This window comes from Pseudomonas prosekii (assembly GCF_900105155.1).
GTDB lineage: Bacteria > Pseudomonadota > Gammaproteobacteria > Pseudomonadales > Pseudomonadaceae > Aquipseudomonas > Aquipseudomonas prosekii.
Genome location: NZ_LT629762.1, coordinates 2,362,171 through 2,380,052 on the forward strand (window position 1 = coordinate 2,362,171; position 17,882 = coordinate 2,380,052).

15 protein-coding genes and 1 pseudogene are annotated in these 17,882 nt (G+C 60.5%); 3 read left to right on the top strand and 13 right to left on the bottom strand.

The features are described 5' to 3' along the window. Nucleotides 1–21 precede the first annotated feature (21 nt). The 9 genes from hutH (BLU01_RS10735) to hutC all read right to left on the bottom strand — a co-directional run bounded on the left by hutH (BLU01_RS10735) (nt 22) and on the right by hutC (nt 11,307). Entirely contained in the window at nt 22–1,554 is a 1,533-nt protein-coding gene (gene hutH, locus BLU01_RS10735; protein ID WP_092274593.1) for a histidine ammonia-lyase, read from the bottom strand. Nucleotides 1,555–1,695: 141 nt separating this feature from the next. Further along, complete coding sequence (gene hutH, locus BLU01_RS10740) at nt 1,696–3,219, bottom strand: histidine ammonia-lyase (protein WP_092274596.1); 1,524 nt, start codon at nt 3,217–3,219, stop codon at nt 1,696–1,698. Nucleotides 3,220–3,382: 163 nt separating this feature from the next. Beyond that, on the bottom strand, nt 3,383–4,213 hold the full coding sequence (locus BLU01_RS10745) for a quaternary amine ABC transporter ATP-binding protein (RefSeq protein WP_092274599.1): 831 nt from the start codon (nt 4,211–4,213) through the stop codon (nt 3,383–3,385). Further along, nucleotides 4,210–5,061, bottom strand: coding sequence for an ABC transporter permease (locus tag BLU01_RS10750; RefSeq protein ID WP_092274602.1), 852 nt, complete (start codon nt 5,059–5,061; stop codon nt 4,210–4,212). Before BLU01_RS10750 ends, BLU01_RS10745 begins: the two co-directional genes overlap by 4 nt. A gap of 70 nt (nt 5,062–5,131) precedes the next feature. Then, a complete protein-coding gene (locus BLU01_RS10755) occupies nt 5,132–6,100 on the bottom strand; it encodes an ABC transporter substrate-binding protein (protein WP_092274605.1) in 969 nt (322 codons plus the stop codon). Nucleotides 6,101–6,267: 167 nt separating this feature from the next. Continuing rightward, nucleotides 6,268–7,737, bottom strand: a complete 1,470-nt coding sequence (locus BLU01_RS10760) for a purine-cytosine permease family protein (protein ID WP_092274608.1) — start codon at nt 7,735–7,737, stop codon at nt 6,268–6,270. Between the two features lie 134 nt (nt 7,738–7,871). Beyond that, on the bottom strand, nt 7,872–9,572 hold the full coding sequence (hutU, locus tag BLU01_RS10765) for a urocanate hydratase (RefSeq protein WP_092274611.1): 1,701 nt from the start codon (nt 9,570–9,572) through the stop codon (nt 7,872–7,874). Nucleotides 9,573–10,061: 489 nt separating this feature from the next. Further along, on the bottom strand, nt 10,062–10,628 hold the full coding sequence (locus BLU01_RS10770) for a HutD/Ves family protein (protein WP_092274614.1): 567 nt from the start codon (nt 10,626–10,628) through the stop codon (nt 10,062–10,064). Nucleotides 10,629–10,638: 10 nt separating this feature from the next. Continuing rightward, nucleotides 10,639–11,307, bottom strand: coding sequence for a histidine utilization repressor (gene hutC, locus BLU01_RS10775; RefSeq protein WP_231987162.1), 669 nt, complete (start codon nt 11,305–11,307; stop codon nt 10,639–10,641). Between the two features lie 200 nt (nt 11,308–11,507). Between hutC and BLU01_RS10780 the strand changes: the two genes are divergently transcribed. After that, nucleotides 11,508–12,872: a formimidoylglutamate deiminase gene (locus tag BLU01_RS10780; RefSeq protein ID WP_092274620.1), complete on the top strand. Its 1,365-nt coding sequence runs from the start codon at nt 11,508–11,510 to the stop codon at nt 12,870–12,872. A 122-nt stretch (nt 12,873–12,994) separates the two neighbouring features. Here BLU01_RS10780 and BLU01_RS10785 read toward each other — a convergent pair whose 3' ends face one another. Next, nucleotides 12,995–13,564, bottom strand: coding sequence for a lipocalin family protein (locus BLU01_RS10785; RefSeq protein WP_092274624.1), 570 nt, complete (start codon nt 13,562–13,564; stop codon nt 12,995–12,997). 31 nt (nt 13,565–13,595) lie between these two features. Continuing rightward, nucleotides 13,596–13,850, bottom strand: coding sequence for a hypothetical protein (locus BLU01_RS10790; RefSeq protein ID WP_092274627.1), 255 nt, complete (start codon nt 13,848–13,850; stop codon nt 13,596–13,598). Between the two features lie 295 nt (nt 13,851–14,145). Between BLU01_RS10790 and BLU01_RS28305 the strand changes: the two are divergent. After that, nucleotides 14,146–15,168, top strand: a pseudogene (locus BLU01_RS28305) (HAMP domain-containing protein); the annotation flags it as partial. 93 nt (nt 15,169–15,261) lie between these two features. Further along, the gene (locus BLU01_RS28310; RefSeq protein ID WP_373561811.1) at nt 15,262–16,026 is read left to right on the top strand and encodes a methyl-accepting chemotaxis protein; all 765 of its coding nucleotides are present in this window, start codon (nt 15,262–15,264) and stop codon (nt 16,024–16,026) included. A gap of 134 nt (nt 16,027–16,160) precedes the next feature. On the opposite strand, the gene BLU01_RS10800 is transcribed toward BLU01_RS28310, so the two are convergent. Together BLU01_RS10800 and BLU01_RS10805 are read right to left on the bottom strand one after the other, a co-directional pair. After that, the gene (locus BLU01_RS10800; RefSeq protein WP_092274633.1) at nt 16,161–16,763 is read right to left on the bottom strand and encodes a DUF924 family protein; all 603 of its coding nucleotides are present in this window, start codon (nt 16,761–16,763) and stop codon (nt 16,161–16,163) included. A 3-nt stretch (nt 16,764–16,766) separates the two neighbouring features. Then, nucleotides 16,767–17,777, bottom strand: a complete 1,011-nt coding sequence (locus tag BLU01_RS10805) for a class 1 fructose-bisphosphatase (protein WP_092274636.1) — start codon at nt 17,775–17,777, stop codon at nt 16,767–16,769. Nucleotides 17,778–17,882: the final 105 nt, after the last annotated feature.

The window sequence follows — 17,882 nt, forward strand, 5'->3', positions numbered from 1 at the left end:
TGCGAAAATACCCCCAAGTACTTACAGGCTCGGCAAAAACTTCGCCGACACCAGCTCGTTCAGGCAGCGCGTGGCCAGCAGTTCAGTGGCGGCGTTGATGTCCGGCGCAAAGAACCGGTCCTTCTCGTAGAACGGCACTTCTTTGCGCAAAATCGCCCGCGCCTTTTCGAGTTTTTCCGAGGTTTTCAAACCCGCGCGCAGGTCCAGGCCCTGACACGCCGCCAGCCATTCCACCGCCAGCACGCCGCGGGTGTTTTCGGCCATTTCCCACAAACGCTTGCCGGCCGCCGGGGCCATCGACACGTGGTCTTCCTGGTTCGCCGAGGTCGGCAGGCTGTCCACCGAATGCGGATGCGACAACGCCTTGTTCTCGCTCGCGAGTGCGGCGGCCGTGACCTGGGCAATCATGAAACCGGAATTCACCCCGCCATTCGCCACCAGGAATGGCGGCAATTGCGACATGTGCTTGTCCATCATCAGCGAGATCCGGCGCTCGCTCAGCGAACCGATTTCGGCAATCGCCAACGCCATGTTGTCAGCGGCCATCGCCACAGGTTCGGCGTGGAAGTTACCGCCGGAAATCACATCGCCTTCAGCGGCAAACACCAGCGGGTTATCGGACACCGCGTTGGCTTCGACGGCCAACACTTCGGCAGCCTGACGGAACTGGGTCAGGCAGGCGCCCATGACTTGCGGCTGGCAGCGCAGCGAGTACGGGTCCTGAACCTTGTCGCAGTTCTGGTGCGAGTCGGAGACTTCACTGCGCTCGCCCAACAAATCCCGGTAAGCGGCGGCAGCGTCGATCTGGCCCTTCTGCCCGCGCGCGGCGTGAATGCGCGCATCGAACGGCGAGCGCGAGCCCAATACCGCTTCAACGGTCAGCGCCCCCAACGCCAGCGCACCAGCGAACAGATCCTCGCCTTCAAACAAGCCGCGCAACGCATAGGCGGTCGACACCTGCGTGCCGTTGAGCAGCGCCAGGCCTTCTTTGGCGGCGAGGGTCAGCGGCGTCAGACCGGCGACTTTCAGCGCTTCGGTGGCTTCCAGCCACTCGCCTTTGTAGCGCGCCTTGCCTTCGCCCAGCAGCACCAGCGACATGTGCGCCAACGGCGCCAGATCACCCGAGGCACCGACCGAACCTTTCAGCGGAATGTGCGGATACACCTCGGCGTTTATTAGCGCCAGCAGCGCGTCGATCACCACCCGGCGAATCCCCGAGTAACCACGGCTGAGGCTGTTGACCTTGAGCACCATGACCAGCCGCACCAGCGCGTCGCTGATCGGCTCGCCGACACCGGCGGCATGCGACAGCACCAAGGAGCGCTGCAGGTTTTCCAGGTCTTCGCTGGCAATGCGCGTCGAGGCCAGCAGGCCAAAACCGGTGTTGATGCCGTACGCGGTGCGGTTCTCGGCGAGGATTTGTTCCACGCACGCCACGCTGGCCTCGATCTGCGCCGTGGCGCTGCTGTCGAGGCTGATCTTGACCGGCTGCTGATAAATATCACGCAGTTGGGCGAGGCTCAGTTGGCCTGGAATCAAATTTAGCTCAGTCACTTTTGTTCTCCTTTTGTGAGGTTTTCTTCTTTTATAAAGAAGAGTACTGACCAGTCGCTCCGCAGATGTCCGTTGTCCGTCGCGTCTCGCTTTTGGAGAGCCGCGCCTTGGCACGCTGGGTTGTAAAAATGCTTGTGAAACTCAGTGCAGATTCGGCAAAGCTTGTCGCAGCAAATTCGGCTGTTTCAGCACGCTGGCGGCCGCCGCGATATCCGGCGCCAACCAGCGGTCTTCGTCGTAAGCCGGGACGCGTTCGCGCAGCAGACGCCACGCGGTATCGGTGCCCGCGCCGAAGCGTTGCTCCTTGAGAAATTCAAACGCCTGAGCCGCCAGCAGATACTCGATGGCGAGGATTTGTGTGCAGTTTTCCAACGCGCGATGCAGTTTCAGCGCCGCATTGGTGCCCATGCTCAAGTGGTCTTCCTGCAACCCCGACGTGACGTAGTTATCGAGCACCGCCGGTTGCGCCAATTGGCGGTTTTCCGCACACAGCGAAGCGGCGACGTACTGGACGATCATCATTCCGGAATTGACCCCGGGATTGGCCACCAGAAACGCCGGCAAACCGCTGACGTGCGGGTTGATCAAACGATCGAGACGGCGCTCGGCGATCGAGCCGATTTCGGCCATGGCAATCGCCAGCAAATCGGCGGCCATGGCCACCGATTGACCGTGCGGATTGGCCTGCGACATCACCCGGAAATTCTCCGGCGTGCCGAGCAGCATCGGGTTGTCGGTAACTGAATTGAGCTCGGTTTCGATCTGGTTTTGCGCGTGTTGCAGTTGATCGCGCGCGGCGCCGTGGACCTGCGGAATCGAGCGAATGCTCAACGCATCCTGAGTACGGATGCCTTTGCTCGCCGCGATCACTTCACTGCCATCGAGCAGCGCGCGCAAATTGCTGCCGACCTGCTGCATGCCGGGGTGCGCTTTGAGCGCGATGATGTCGGCATCGAACGCGGCGATCTGGCCACGCTGCGCTTCAAAACTCATCGCCCCGATCACGTCGGCCCATTGCAGCAGATTGGTTGCATCGGCCAACGCCAGGCAGCTCAGGCCGGTCATGCACGGCGTGCCGTTGACCAGGCACAAACCGTCCTTGGCGCCGAGCTGAACCGGCGCCAGACCTTCTTCGGCCAACGCGTGTTGCGCCGCGACGATCTGCCCGCGATAGCTGACGTTGCCGACGCCCAGCAACGCGATGCTGACGTGCGCCATGTGCGTCAGGTAACCGACCGAACCCTGGGACGGCACTTGCGGGGTGATGCCGCGATTGAGCAGCGCCAGCAGCGCTTCGACGACGCGCCGATGAATCCCGGATTTGCCGTGGCTGTAATTGCGAATCGCGGCGCAGATAATCGCCCGGGTCTGTTCGTCGGCCAGTGGTGCGCCGACGCCACAGGCGTGGCTGAGCAAGGTATTGCGCGAGAGCTGGCTGAGTTGCTGGTCCTTGAGCGAAACATTGCACAAGGCGCCGAGGCCGGTATTGACGCCATACGCGCGCTCGCCGCTGCTGACGATTTGCTGGACGATTGCCTGCGCGTTATCGATGCGCGCCCAGGTCTCGGCGCACAGCTCAAGCTGCGCACCATGACGGGCGACGGCGACCACATCCTGCCAACGCAGCGGGGTGTCGGCGATAACGATTTTTTCCGCGTGGGACATCTGGAGCCTCATACAAAATTCTGTTGATCGATGAAAACCTGTGGCGAGGGGGCTTGCCCCCGTTGGGCTGCGGAGCAGCCCCCAAAAATCTGCGACCGCTGCGCGCTCGAACGGGGGCAAGCCCCCTCGCCACAATGGATTCACAACTTACCGATCATTCGCCTCAAACCACCGCAGCCCGCCGCTGGACGAACCGGTCGACGTATTCATCCGCCGGCGAATGCAGGATCTCGCGCGGCGTGCCGACCTGAATCAATTTCCCATCCTTGAGAATCGCGATGCGGTTACCGATGCGCACTGCTTCATCGAGGTCGTGGGTGATGAACACGATGGTCTTGTGCAGGGTTTTTTGCAGTTCCAGCAACTGGTCCTGCATCTCGGCGCGGATCAGCGGATCGAGCGCGCTGAACGCTTCGTCCATCAAGATGATGTCGGTGTCCGCCGCCAATGCGCGCGCCAGGCCCACACGCTGGCGCATGCCGCCGGAGAGCTGGTGCGGGTATTTGTTTTCGTAGCCCTTGAGGCCCACGGTGTTGATCCAGTGCAGCGCCCGTTCCGAGCACATTTGCTTGCTCTCGCCGCGCACTTTCAAACCGTAGGCGACGTTCTCCACCACGGTCTTGTGCGGCAGCAAACCGAAGCTCTGGAACACCATGCTGATCTTGTGCCGACGAAATTCGCGCAGGGCTTCCATGTCGTATTGCAGGATGTCCACGCCGTCCACCAGGATCGCGCCGCTGGTCGGGTCGATCAGCCGATTGAAGTGGCGGACCAGGGTCGATTTGCCGGAACCCGACAGGCCCATGATCACAAAAATCTCGCCCGTGCCGATGCTCAGGGACAAGTCATTGACGCCGACCACGCAGCCGGTTTCGGCCAGCACCTGATCCTTGGTTTTGCCCTGGCCAACCATTGCCAGCGCGTCCTTGGAACGGTTGCCGAAAATCTTGAAGACGTTTTTGACTTCGATTTTGCTGATGGCTTCGCTGCTCATTTGTTCACCTCATGCCGTGGCCGACCATACGCCTGAGTAATGCGGTCGATGACCACTGCCAGAATCACGATCGCCAGACCGGCCTCAAGACCTCGTCCGACGTTGAGGGTCTGAATCCCCACCAACACATCTTCGCCCAGGCCACGGGCACCGATCATCGAGGCGATCACCACCATCGACAGGGCCATCATGGTGGTCTGGTTGATCCCGGCCATGATGCTTGGCAGCGCCAGCGGCAATTGCACGCCGAACAGTTGCTGCCAGCGGTTGGCGCCGAAGGCATTGATCGCTTCCATCACTTCGCCGTCAACCTGACGAATGCCCAGGTCGGTGAGGCGGATCAGCGGCGGTGCGGCGTAGATCACCGTGGCGAAAATCGCCGGCACCTTGCCCAGACCGAACAGCATCAACACCGGGATCAGATACACAAAACTCGGCATGGTTTGCATGATGTCGAGCAACGGCATCAGCACCGAACGCAGGCGATTGCTGCGCGCCGAGAGGATGCCGAGCGGAATGCCGATCAGCACCGAAATGACCGTCGCCACCATCATCAGCGCCAGGGTTTGCATCAGCTTGTCCCAGAGGCCGACGGCGCCGACCAGAAACAGCAAACCGACGATCACCGCAGTCGTGACAATTTTGCGCGTCGCGTGCCAGGCAACACCGGCGACGATGGCAAGCATCAGCCACCACGGCGCGGCACGCAGCAAGCCTTCGAGATTGACGATGGCCCACAACAGCGTGTCGGAAATGTGCCGGAACACATCGCCGTAGTTGGTGACCAGCGAATCGACCCAACCGTTGACCCAGTCGGCGATGGAAAAAGTAAAGCTTTCGGGAAACATAAGAGGCTCTCAATCAAGGGGTTGCGATCAAGCGTCCGACTGCCGTTGCCAACAGTCGGCAAAACTCGACCTACAAGGCCGCGTCGATTTTCTTGGCTGCGTCTTCGCTTACCCACGCGTGCCAGACGTCAGGATGTTCCTTCAAGAAGATCTTCGCCAGTTTCGGCGAGGCGATGCGCTCCTTGGCCATGCGCCCGAGGTTCTGGTTCAGCAGGTCGATAGGCATGTTGACCTTCTCCAGCACCGCCACCAGTTCCGGGGCTTGCTCGTGGAAGGTCTTGGACAGGCCGACCTTGATGGTTACGCGCTTGTCGACGCCGGGTTTCTCTTCGAGTTTGACCAGGTCAACCTGGCCCATCAGCGGGGTGGGCGACCAGTAGTAAAACAGGATCGGCTCGCCGCGCTTGTAGCTCGACAACACCGCAGCATCCAGAGCCGGGCCGGTGCCTGGGCGGAAGTTGGTGTAGGTGTTTTCGAGGCCGTAGCTCTTGAGCATTTCGCTGTTGTCGAGTTCGCACGTCCAACCGGCCGGGCAGTTATAGAAACGGCCTTTGTCCGGCTCTTCCTGGTCCTTGAACACGCTGGCGTATTTGCTCAGATCGGCGATGTTTTTCAGGTCCGGGGCCTTGGCTTCGAGCTTGCGGCTGGCATCGCCTTCGATGACGTAGCGCGGCACGTACCAGCCTTCAATTGCACCGACCACCGGCGCGCCGACGCCAACGACTTTGCCGGCCTTCTCGGCTTTGTTCCAGACCTCGCTGCGGCCGACCCACTCTTCGGCGAACACTTGAATATCGTTGCTGCTCAGGGCGTTTTCCATGGTGATCGAATTGCCCGGCAGGCTATCGACCTTGCAGTCGTAGCCCTTCTCCAGAACGACTTGCATCACGTCGGTCAGCAACATGCCGCTTTCCCAGTTCAGGCCGGCGAATTTCACCGGTTTGCCCGACTCGCACCAACCGGCCGCCTGGGTGGCGCCGGCACTGGCGAGCAGGCCCATGGACAGTAATGTGGTCAGCAGGGTCTTGTTCGATTTCATTGTGGTGACGCTCCTAATCATGAGTTGGCTTACGGCAGTCAGTCCTTGTAGAAGCGAGGCTTGCCCGCGAAGGCGTCTTTCCTGACACACCATGGTGCATCGGTTCGCGCGCAAGCCTTGCTCCTGCAGGTCAAATGGCATCCAGCCCTGTCCACGTCCGTGAAGGTCTAGATCGCAGCTGCACGACCCGCCTTACTCAGCTTTTGTTCGGTGACCGTGTCCTGCTCGACCGGCAGGATCAGGTGGTCGGGCACGCTGCCGTGCCATTTTTTCGCACATACGTAATACAGGCCTGCGGGCAGCACCAGACCGATGATCCAGGAAATGTCCACGCCGCCCATGGCCTCCACCAGCGGCCCGGTGAAGAACTTGGTGGAAATGAACGGCAATTGCACCAGCACACCGAAAACATAGACGCTGATGCCCAGCGGGTTCCAGCGCCCGTAACGACCATTCGGGTCGGCCAGCGCCGGCACGTCATAACGCTCGCGGGTGATGCAGTAGTAGTCCACCAGATTGATCGCGCTCCACGGTGTAAAGAACGCTAGCAGAAACAGGATGAACGACTTGAACGCACCGAGGAACGAGTGCTGACCGAGCAACGCGATCAGCGTCGCCGTGCCGACAATCACCAATACGAACACCAGCCGCTGCAAACGCGAGACCTGCAGGTGACCACGAAAGCCACTGATGATGGTCGCGATGCACATGAAGCTGCCGTAGGAGTTGAGTGTGGAAATGGTCACTTTGCCGAACGCGATGCTGAAATACAGCAGCGCCGCGGTGGCACCGGTGCCGCCCAAACCGACGATGTAGGCGACTTCGTGACCGGCGAACTGGCCGTTGGCCGAGGCCGCGGCAAATACGCCGAGGATCATCGCCACTTGCGCACCAATCACCGAACCGGCGCCGGCGGCGAAGAAGGTTTTGACCGAGGAAATCTTGCTCGGCAGATACCGTGAGTAGTCCGCCACGTAAGGCCCGAAAGCGATCTGCCAGGACGCTGCGAGCGACACCGCAAGCAGGAAACTGCTCCAGCTGAAGTGGCGGATTTGCAGGAGCGCGCCGACATCGGTCTGGCTCATCAAGCAGCTGAACAGGTAAACGAAAGCAATCACGCCAATGACGCTGGCGACCCGGCCAATGAAGTGGATCACCCGATAACCGAGCACCGTTACCAGCACGATGACACTGGCGAAAATCAGGATCCCGGCGCTGTCGCTGACACTGAACAATTGCCCCAGCGCCTGCCCGGAAAGTACCGTGCCGGTCGCGGTGAAACCGAGGTACATCAGGCACACCAGCACGATCGGGATGGCCGCGCCATACACGCCGAATTGCACTCGGCTGGAAATCATCTGCGGCAGCCCAAGCTTGGGCCCTTGCGCCGCGTGCAACGCCATCACCCCACCGCCCAGCAGTTGACCGATCAACAGACCGATCAACGACCAGAACACATCACCGCCCAACACCACGGCCAGCGCCCCGGTGACAATCGCGGTGATTTGCAGGTTGGCGCCCATCCACAGGGTGAATTGGCTCAACAGACGACCGTGTCTTTCCGCTTCCGGGATGTAGTCAATCGAGCGCTTCTCGATCAACGGTTTGTTGCTTGCACGATCGGTGGTGACAGCCATGATTCAACCTCTGTGGATTGTTATGGAAATTCTCTCGTTCCCTGTAGGAGCTGAGCTTGCTCGCGATGGCGGCGTACCTGACCCACCGCGTTATCGTTCATCGCGAGCAAGCTTTGCTCCCACGGGAGCCAGCGTTATTTGCCGGTAATCATCGGCAGATTCAGCCCTTGTTCCTTGGCGCAATCGATCGCGATCTGATAACCCGCGTCGGCGTGACGCATCACCCCGGTCGCCGGGTCGTTGTGCAGTACGCGGGCGATGCGCTCGGCCGCTTCGTCAGTGCCGTCGCAGACAATCACCATGCCCGAATGCTGCGAGAAGCCCATGCCGACGCCGCCGCCGTGGTGCAGGGAAACCCAGGTCGCGCCGCTTGCGGTGTTGAGCAGAGCGTTGAGCAATGGCCAGTCGGACACAGCGTCGGAACCGTCCTGCATCGACTCGGTTTCACGGTTCGGGCTGGCCACGGAACCGGAGTCCAAGTGGTCGCGACCGATAACGATCGGCGCCGACAATTCACCGCTGCGGACCATCTCGTTGAACGCCAGCCCCAGCTTGGCGCGCAGGCCCAGGCCAACCCAGCAAATACGCGCCGGCAGACCCTGGAAGCTGATGCGCTCGCGGGCCATGTCCAGCCAGTTGTGCAGGTGGGCGTCGTCCGGGATCAGTTCTTTGACTTTGGCGTCGGTCTTGTAGATGTCTTGCGGATCGCCCGACAGCGCAGCCCAACGGAACGGGCCGATGCCACGGCAGAACAATGGACGAATGTAAGCCGGGACAAAGCCTGGGAAATCGAAGGCGTTTTCGACGCCTTCTTCCTGAGCCATCTGACGGATGTTGTTGCCGTAATCGAAGGTCGGAATGCCCATTTTCTGGAATTCGAGCATCGCTTTGACGTGTACCGCCATCGATTGCTTGGCGGCTTTGACCACAGCGGCAGGCTCGGTCTTGGCGCGAGCGCGGTACTCGTCCCAGGTCCAGCCGGCCGGCAGGTAACCGTTGAGCGGGTCGTGGGCGCTGGTCTGGTCGGTGACCATGTCCGGGCGCACGCCGCGCTTGACCAATTCCGGAAGAATTTCTGCAGCGTTGCCGAGCAGCGCGATGGAAATCGCCTTGCCTTCCTTGGTGTATTTGTCGATGCGCGCCAAGGCGTCGTCGAGGTCAGTGGCCTGCTCGTCGACGTAACGGCTGTTGAGGCGGAAATCGATGCTGACTTGTTGGCATTCGATGTTCAGCGAGCAGGCACCGGCCAACGTCGCGGCCAGTGGCTGCGCGCCGCCCATGCCGCCCAGACCGGCGGTCAAGACCCAACGACCTTTAAGGTCATCGTTGTAGTGTTGGCGACCGGCTTCGACGAAGGTTTCGTAAGTGCCTTGGACGATGCCTTGGCTGCCGATGTAGATCCAGCTGCCGGCAGTCATTTGGCCGTACATGGCCAGGCCTTTGGCGTCGAGTTCGTTGAAGTGTTCCCAGCTCGCCCAGTGCGGCACCAGGTTGGAGTTGGCGATCAGCACGCGCGGGGCGTTGCTGTGGGTTTTGAACACGCCGACCGGTTTGCCGGATTGCACCAGCAGGGTTTCGTCGTCGTTCAGGTTGGTCAGGCTTTCGACGATCTTGTCGTAGCATTCCCAGTTGCGTGCCGCGCGGCCGATGCCACCGTAAACCACCAGTTCTTTAGGGTTCTCGGCGACTTCCGGGTCGAGGTTGTTCATCAACATGCGCAGCGGCGCTTCGGTCAGCCAGCTCTTGGCGGTCAGCGTGTTACCGCGTGCGGCACGGATTTCGACGTCACGGCGTCTGGTAAAGGTAGGCGTAGGTTTCTGGGTATTGTCAGTCACGAAAAAGACTCCTCAGCGATCAATTCAAACCAACCCTGGCAGCGGGCAAGCGAGCGGGTGCGCCTCAAGGCGCGACCAGCGAATCAGTGGACGCTGCGGAGAGTCTCAAGCGACTCATACGCATACGTCTTTACTTGTACATACAAGCATATGCAATCGAGCGGCCAACTTGCTGGAGGGGTGATCGAGAAAATTTTTTACGGGGCTGGGAGGCTTGTAGATCGGGGGTTTGGCTAAGATGAAATATTTGGCGGGGGATTTTTGCAGGGAGTGTCGGCTGTTACTTGAACGAGGTTTTGCGCCACGCTGGGGCGTTAGGTAACAAAGTGGTGCGCTTCGGGGAACAGGATGTGGCCACATTTTGTGGCGAGGGGGCTTGCCCCCGTTCGGCTGCGCAGCAGGCGCAAAATTTGAAGCGAACATCAGGGTCGGCTTCGCCGCCCAACGGGGGCAAGCCCCCTCGCCACAGAGACTTTCTAAACCGCTGGATCAACGCGCGATCAGCTCGATCACGCAGCACGGCCCGCTGGTCGAGACTTCGAGCAGACCGCTATTGCCATCCAATTGCAGGCAATCATGCCGACCGAGTTGCGAGGCGCTGGTGCCGACCTTGACCTCAAGCTCAGCGCTGACGCTGAACACCACCAGCGTCGCCGCCGAGCTGAAAAACCGCTGATCGCCGTCCAGCCATTGCAGCCGCGCGCTGTAACGTTGCGGCGCATAGATCAGGTTGAAATCGCGGATCGGCCCGCCGAGCAGAGTGCACGCGACCTGGCTCTCGCCGCTGAAGGCAAACGGGTCCAGCGGTAACAAGGCGCGGGTGTCGTGGCCGTCCACACGCAGGGTCATGCCCTCGCCTTGCAGCACGGTGATCACGCGTTGATAACCGGCGAACGTCGAAAAGCCGCCCGACTCACCAATATCCGCTATCGACAGCCGCCAGCCAAAACCGTCAAGACCGGCGCCGGCGTCGCGGGTGATTTCTTCAGTGCTGCCGCCGCCGTTTTTCCAGGGCATGCGCGGGTAATCGATGGCGCGTAAAACCTTCACTTTCATGTGCGGCTCTCTACTTGTGGAAGCGGCCTTCCAGACGATGGCGCGAACCGGGGTGGATCAACCGCGCAGCAGTTACGGGCTGCCGGCCGGACCAGGTGCGGCGGCGGATCAGCAGGCACGGCTCGCCTTTTTCGATCTGGAGCAATTTGCATTCGCTGGCCTCGGCCAGAATCGCCTCGACCACGTGCTCGCCTTCGGTCAGCGGCGCGACCTGGTTCAAATAGGCGTAGGGGGTTTGCAGGGTGAAGTCCTGCTTGAGGTAATCCGGAGCCACCAGCGCGTTGACGAAACGGTCTTCGATTTGCACCGGAATGTCGTTTTCGAAATGCACGATCAGCGAATGAAAGACCTTCTGCCCTTCGCGCATGTCCAGCGCCAGGGCGCGCTCGGAACCGGCGGCCTCTTCTTCGAGCGTGATGACTTTGCAGGTATGGCGATGACCGCGCGAAGCGATTTCATCGGCAATGTTGTGCACTTCAAACAGCGCCGACTGGCTCTTCGGTTCGGCGACGAACGTGCCGACCCCTTGCATGCGCACCAGCAGGCCGTCGGCGGTCATCTCGCGCAGTGCGCGGTTGATCGTCATGCGGCTGAAACCGAGCTGGCTGACCAGCTCGCTTTCGGATGGCACGCGGTAGTGCGGCGGCCAGTTTCCACTGTCGATCTGCTGGGTGATCATCTGTTTGACGCGGGCGTACAAGGGCGCCGGACTGTCGCCCAGATTGGCGCTCAGATTGGCATTTGGCGGCAATGTGGCAGGCGGAGTCGGCACGTTTAATCCTTGTTCATTCGATAGAGGTGGCTAGCTTGCCGGAGTTTACCGAGCAGGCAAACGTCTGTATATGTATATACAAATAACACACGATGGGGTGCTGAACCATGTCCGCCTTCTTTGCCGAACGCGCGCTGCTGCCTATTGGATGGGCCAACAATGTACGTCTTGAGGTCAACGCTGACGGCGTTTTGACCCATATCCAGGCCGATTCCCACGCAGATGGCGCCGAGCGGCTGAACGGCCCATTGCTGCCGGGAATGCCCAATTTGCACTCGCATGCGTTCCAACGGGCGATGGCCGGATTGGCGGAAGTGGCGGGCAATCCGAACGACAGTTTCTGGACCTGGCGTGACTTGATGTATCGCCTCGTCGGAAAAATCAGCCCCGATCAACTCGGCGTGATCGCCCGGCAGCTGTACATCGAAATGCTCAAGGCCGGTTACACCTCGGTCGCCGAGTTTCACTACGTGCATCACGACACCAACGGCCAGCCTTACGCCGACCCGGTTGAGCTGGCGCTGCGTATCAGCCAGGCGGCCAGCTCCGCCGGAATCGGCCTGACCCTGCTGCCGGTGCTCTATAGCCACTCCGGTTTCGGCGGCCAGACGCCCAACGATGGCCAGCGTCGTTTCATCAATACCACCGAAAATTACCTCAGCCTGCAGTCGCGTTTGAAGCCGTTGCTGGCGCAGCAGCCGGCGCAGTCGCTGGGTTTGTGTTTCCATTCGTTGCGCGCCGTCACTCCGGAGCAAATCAGCGAAGTTCTGGCCGCCAGCGACGCCCATTGCCCGGTGCACATTCACATTGCCGAACAGCAGAAAGAAGTCGACGACTGCCTGGCCTGGAGCGGTCGTCGTCCGTTGCAATGGCTGTACGAAAACACCGAGGTCGATCAGCGCTGGTGCCTGGTCCACGCGACCCACGCCAACCCGGAAGAAGTCACGCTGATGGCCAAGAGTCGGGCCATCGCCGGCTTGTGCCTGACCACCGAAGCCAACCTTGGCGACGGGATTTTCCCGGCGGTGGACTTCCTCGCTCAGGGCGGGCGCATGGGCATCGGTTCCGACAGCCATGTGTCATTGAGCGTGGTCGAAGAACTGCGCTGGCTGGAATACGGCCAGCGCCTGCGCGATCAGCGACGTAACCGTTTGTATGGCCCCGATCAGCCGATGATTGGCCGCACCTTGTTTGATGCGGCGCTGGACGGTGGAGCGCAGGCGTTGGGTCAGCCGATTGGCGCGCTGCAAGTCGGCAAACGCGCGGATTGGCTGGTGCTGGACGGCAACGATCCCTACCTGGCGACGGCGAGCGGTGACGGGATTTTGAATCGCTGGTTGTTTGCTGGCGGCGATCGCCAAGTGCGCGATGTGCTGGTCAACGGCCAATGGGTGGTGCGCGATGGCCGGCATGCGGGGGAAGAAGAAAGTAACCGGGCGTTCACCCAAGTGCTGCGCGAGTTGCTCGGCTGAACACCGGAAACAACTGTGGGAGCGAGCTTGCTCGCGATGGGGCCATCAGCATCAACAATAATGTTGAATGATCAACCGCCATCGCGAGCAAGCTCGCTCCCACATTGGTTACGCGCCAACCCTCAGTTCGAGGTCTTGGCCATCTGCGTATCCGTCGCGCGCCAGATCAGGCGCGTGGTGTCGTAACCCTGCTGACGTGCCTTGCTCAGCAGTTCTTCACGGACCACACCATTGACCTTCGGCGTTCTCGACAGCAGCCACAGATACTTGCGGCTCGGGTCGCCGACGATGGCAGTTTTGTAGTCGTCGCTGACGTACAGCACCCAGTATTCGCCCTTCGCCACGCCCGGAATCAGCCGTGAAAACCAGTTGTCGAACTCGACCCACAACTTGTCGGTCTTGCCCGGCACCTGTGGATAAGCCGTGCCTCGGGCCTCTTCCCATTGCCAGTCCGGCGTCAGGCAGCGATTGAGCACCGCCACGTTGCCGTCAGGTTTGAGCGTGTAACGGGCTTCGGATTGCGCGCAATTGCGCTGGAAATACATCGGCAGTCTCGCCAACTCGTACCAGGTCCCTTGGTACTTCTTGAGGTTGACGCTGTTGACGGTTTTCGGTGCCAACGGATCTACGCCAGAAGAGGCGCAGCCAGCCAATACCAGGCCAGCGAAAAGAACTAAAAATAACCGCTTCATTGTTTTTCTCCCGTGGGCGCGTGGCCCCGGTTTACTTCAGGCCTTGGCCAGAAAACATCAGCACTTTGTCACCGGCGTACTGCACGCTGATAAAGCTGTTTTTGTCGCCCCAAGTGCAACTCGACATGCCGAGCGCGCCCGAGCAATCGGTAGGTTTGCCCAACAAGGTTTCAACCTCGGCTTTGGGCATGCCGGCCGACAACTTGGCGTAGTTCTCCTGATTGACCTTGCTGCACGCGGCCAACAAGACGCAGAACGAGAGCAAGGCGAAAGATCGCAGCGACATGGTGAAACTCCTGGGGAACGAGAATTGGCATGGCTGCCAAGCTTGAGCTTAGAAGAGAAAACCCCTGTCTGGTTCCCCGAGCGCCCGCCTATTTATTCAGCCGCCCGTCTGGCTTTTGCCGATAAATCAGGAACTTTGTCGGGCCGTCCGGTATTTCGTCGGTTTTCGCCAAAAACCGCCTAATCTTTGGCGCGGACCAGTCGACATAAGAGCAGCGCAAAGCCCATCACTGTGGCAAATTGACGCCCCTTGTTGACCAGCCCCCTCCGCGGTAGCTCATTAAATGACCAGAAACATGAAGTTCAGCCACAAAATCCTGTTGGCTGCTGCCCTCGTGGTGGCCGTTGCATTCGCTTGTTTCATCCTGTTCAACGACTACCGCCAGCGCCAGACTTTGCGCAGCAGTACCGAATCCTCGATGCAGGAACTCGGCAGCCTGACCACCAGCAACATCCAGACCTGGCTGGAAAGCCGCATTCAGTTGCTGCAATCGCTGTCGCAGCAGATCAGCGTCGACGGCAGCGCCCCGGCCAGCCTGAAACGGGCGATCGACTTGCCGGCCTACACCAGCAATTTCCAGTTGAGCTACTTCGGCGGCACCGATGGCGTGATGTTCTCGATCCCGGCCGGCAACCGCGCCGCCGATTACGACCCGCGCGCGCGTGGCTGGTACAAAGCGGCCAACAGCGCCGGGCAAACCATCGTCACCGAACCGTACATCGCTGCCTCGTCAGGCAAACTGGTGATCACCGTGGCCACGCCGGTGCAGCATCAGAACCAGATGATCGGCGTCGCCGGCGCCGACATTGATCTGTCGAGCGTCAGCGCGATCATCAACTCGCTCAACTTTGGTGGCCATGGCCACGCCTTTATCGTCAGCGCCGATGGCAAGATCCTGATTCACCCGGACAGCAAACTCGTGCTCAAGACCCTCGCCGAGGCCTACCCGAACGGCGCGCCGCAGGTCAGCCCGGGCCTGAAAGAAGTCGAGTTCGACGGCAAGACCCAATTCGTTTCGTTCACCCACGTCAACGGCGTGCCGTCGGCCGACTGGTACGTGGCGCTGGTGCTCGACAAAGACACCGCGTTCGCGATGCTCAGCGAATTCCGTACCTCGGCGATCATCGCCATGGTCATTGCCGTGGTGATCATCATCGCGTTGCTCGGCATGTTGATCAGCTTCCTGATGCAGCCGCTGCTGACCATGGGCCGCGCCATGCATGACATCGCCGAAGGTGAAGGCGACCTGACCAAACGCCTGACCATCCACGGCCACGACGAATTCGGTGCGCTGGGCACCTCGTTCAACCGTTTTGTCGAACGCATTCACACCTCGATCCGCGAAGTGGCTTCGGCGACTGGCCAGGTCAACGAAGTGGCGTTGCGCGTGGTCGCGGCTTCGAACTCGTCGATGTTCAACTCCGACCAGCAAGCCTCGCGCACCAGCAGCGTGGCTGCGGCGATCAACGAATTGGGCGCCGCCGCCCAGGAAATCGCGCAGAACGCCGCCCTCGCCTCGCAACATTCCAGCGACGCCCGCGCGCTGGCCGAAGACGGTCAGCACGTGGTGGATAAAACCATCGCGGCGATGCAGCAGCTGTCGGCAAAGATCAGCGATTCGTGCGGCAACATCGAAACGCTGAACAGCAACACGGTGAACATCGGGCAGATTCTCGAAGTGATCACCAGCATTTCGCAGCAGACCAATTTGCTCGCGCTCAACGCCGCTATCGAAGCGGCGCGTGCCGGGGAAGCCGGACGTGGTTTTGCCGTGGTCGCGGATGAGGTGCGCAACCTCGCCCACCGCACGCAGGACTCGGCGCAGCAAGTGCAGAAGATGATCGAAGAACTGCAAATCGGCGCCCGCGAGGCGGTCAGCACCATGACCGACAGTCAGCGCCAGAGCGAAAGCAGCGTCGGCATCGCCAACCAGGCCGGCGAACGCCTGGGCAGCGTGACCCAGCGCATCGGCGAAATCGACGGGATGAACCAGTCCGTGGCGACCGCGACCGAAGAACAGACCGCGGTGGTCGAATCGATCAACGTCGACATCACCGAAATCAACACGCTGAACCAGGAAGGCGTGGAAAACCTGCAAGCAACCCTGCGCGCCTGCTCGGACCTCGAACAGCAAGCGGCGCGGTTGAAACAATTGGTCGGTAGCTTCAGGATCTGAAGCGCTTTTGAAGGCCTCATCGCGAGCAAGCTCGCTCCCACAGGGGCTGTGGCTGGACACAGAATCTGCGTCCACCGGAGATCAAATGTGAGAGCGAGCTTGCTCGCGATGACGGCTTGAGGCGCAAGGAAAATCTAAAACCGTGAACCCGGTTTCGACAGAAACTCGATCTCTTCAGCCGTAGACGCTCGCCCCAGCACTTTATTGCGATGCGGGAAGCGGCCAAACCGGGCGATGATTTTCTGGTGCCGTTCGGCGTAATCGAGGTTGTCGGCGAACACTGCGCGCTGTGCTTCGGGTTGTTGCTCGGTCAGATCGAGAAAGCGCGAAACCGCTTCGTTCTGCACCGCCAGATGCTCGCAATGCTCAAACACCAGGTAGATGAACACGCGCTGAATCGGTTGCAACTGCCGATCGAAATCCGCGGCGATGCCTTGTGCCACCAGCGCTTGCGCGCGCAGGTCACCAGCAAACGATTTGGGGTTTTCGCGAAAGATCATTCGCGGGAGTTGGTCGAGTAGCAGCACCAAGGCCAGCCAACCTTCAGGGCGTTGCGCCCATTCGGTCAAACCGCCGGCCAGTGCCTGCTCGACCCAGTCCCCGAAACGCGTCTGCGCTTCGAGGTCCTGGCTGTCGCGCTTGCCGAACCATAACTTACCCTTGTCAGCCGCGATGTCGTCGGGGGTTTCGGCTGAACCGAACCACCATTCGAGCAACGGCTGCCAGGGCTCGGTCATGGTTTATTCCTTGTGGTAGGCCGTGACGCGTTCGACTTCTTCTTTCGAGCCGAGGTACACCGCGACGCGCTGGTGCAGGCCATCTGGCTGAATATCGAGGATGCGCTGGTGGCCATCGGTGGATGCGCCGCCGGCCTGCTCAACCAGGAACGACATCGGGTTGGCTTCATACATCAAACGCAGTTTGCCCGGCTTGGATGGCTCGCGGCTGTCGCGCGGGTACATGAACAAGCCACCACGGGTCAGGATGCGGTGCACATCGGCGACCATCGCGGCGACCCAGCGCATGTTGTAGTTCTTCTTCAGCGGGCCTTCATCGCCGGCCAGCAATTCGCTGACGTAGCGTTGAACCGGCGCTTCCCAGTGACGCTGGTTGGAGGCGTTGATCGCGAATTCCTGGGTGGCCTCAGGGATCTGGATATCTTCATGAGTCAGCACGAAGCTGCCCATTTCACGGTCCAGGGTAAAACCTTTGACGCCATTGCCCAGGGTCAGCACCAGCATGGTCTGTGGACCGTAGATCGCGTAACCGGCGGCGACCTGCTGAGTGCCTGGCTGCAAGAAGGCCTTTTCGTTCAAAGGCTCGTTCTGGGTCAGGTATTCGTTCGGGCAACGCAGTACCGAGAAGATCGTGCCGACCGGGGCGTTGATGTCGATGTTCGACGAGCCGTCCAGTGGGTCGAATACCAGCAGGTACGCGCCTTTCGGGTATTTGCCCGGGATCTGGTAGGCGTTGTCCATTTCTTCGGACGCCATGCCGGCCAGGTGACCGCCCCATTCGTTGGCTTCGAGCAGGATGTCGTTGGACATCACGTCGAGTTTTTTCTGCACTTCACCTTGGACGTTTTCAGTGCCCATGCTGCCCAGAACGCCGCCCAGGGCGCCTTTGGAAACGGCGTGGCTGATTTCCTTGCAAGCGCGCGCCACCACTTCGATCAGGAAACGCAGATCGGCAGGGGTGTTGTTGCTACGGGTCTGCTCAATCAAATAGCGACTCAGGGTAACGCGGGACATGGACGGCTCCGGTGGAATGGGGGGCTAAAAACCCGCGCAGTTTAGCGCGAGTCGGGGCGCATTTCCTCCTATCAGACGTGATACGCCGAATAGAGTTCATGCGTC

Excerpts from the sequence above, each read along its gene's own strand:
- hutH (WP_092274596.1), bottom strand. The coding sequence starts at position 3,219 with ATGTCCCACGCGGAAAAAATCGTTATCGCCGACACCCCGCTGCGTTGG.
- BLU01_RS10745 (WP_092274599.1), bottom strand. The coding sequence starts at position 4,213 with ATGAGCAGCGAAGCCATCAGCAAAATCGAAGTCAAAAACGTCTTCAAG.
- BLU01_RS10750 (WP_092274602.1), bottom strand. The coding sequence starts at position 5,061 with ATGTTTCCCGAAAGCTTTACTTTTTCCATCGCCGACTGGGTCAACGGT.
- BLU01_RS10755 (WP_092274605.1), bottom strand. The coding sequence starts at position 6,100 with ATGAAATCGAACAAGACCCTGCTGACCACATTACTGTCCATGGGCCTG.
- BLU01_RS10760 (WP_092274608.1), bottom strand. The coding sequence starts at position 7,737 with ATGGCTGTCACCACCGATCGTGCAAGCAACAAACCGTTGATCGAGAAG.
- BLU01_RS10770 (WP_092274614.1), bottom strand. The coding sequence starts at position 10,628 with ATGAAAGTGAAGGTTTTACGCGCCATCGATTACCCGCGCATGCCCTGG.
- hutC (WP_231987162.1), bottom strand. The coding sequence starts at position 11,307 with ATGATCACCCAGCAGATCGACAGTGGAAACTGGCCGCCGCACTACCGC.
- BLU01_RS10780 (WP_092274620.1), top strand. The coding sequence starts at position 11,508 with ATGTCCGCCTTCTTTGCCGAACGCGCGCTGCTGCCTATTGGATGGGCC.
- BLU01_RS10785 (WP_092274624.1), bottom strand. The coding sequence starts at position 13,564 with ATGAAGCGGTTATTTTTAGTTCTTTTCGCTGGCCTGGTATTGGCTGGC.
- BLU01_RS10790 (WP_092274627.1), bottom strand. The coding sequence starts at position 13,850 with ATGTCGCTGCGATCTTTCGCCTTGCTCTCGTTCTGCGTCTTGTTGGCC.
- BLU01_RS28310 (WP_373561811.1), top strand. The coding sequence starts at position 15,262 with ATGTTCAACTCCGACCAGCAAGCCTCGCGCACCAGCAGCGTGGCTGCG.
- BLU01_RS10800 (WP_092274633.1), bottom strand. The coding sequence starts at position 16,763 with ATGACCGAGCCCTGGCAGCCGTTGCTCGAATGGTGGTTCGGTTCAGCC.
- BLU01_RS10805 (WP_092274636.1), bottom strand. The coding sequence starts at position 17,777 with ATGTCCCGCGTTACCCTGAGTCGCTATTTGATTGAGCAGACCCGTAGC.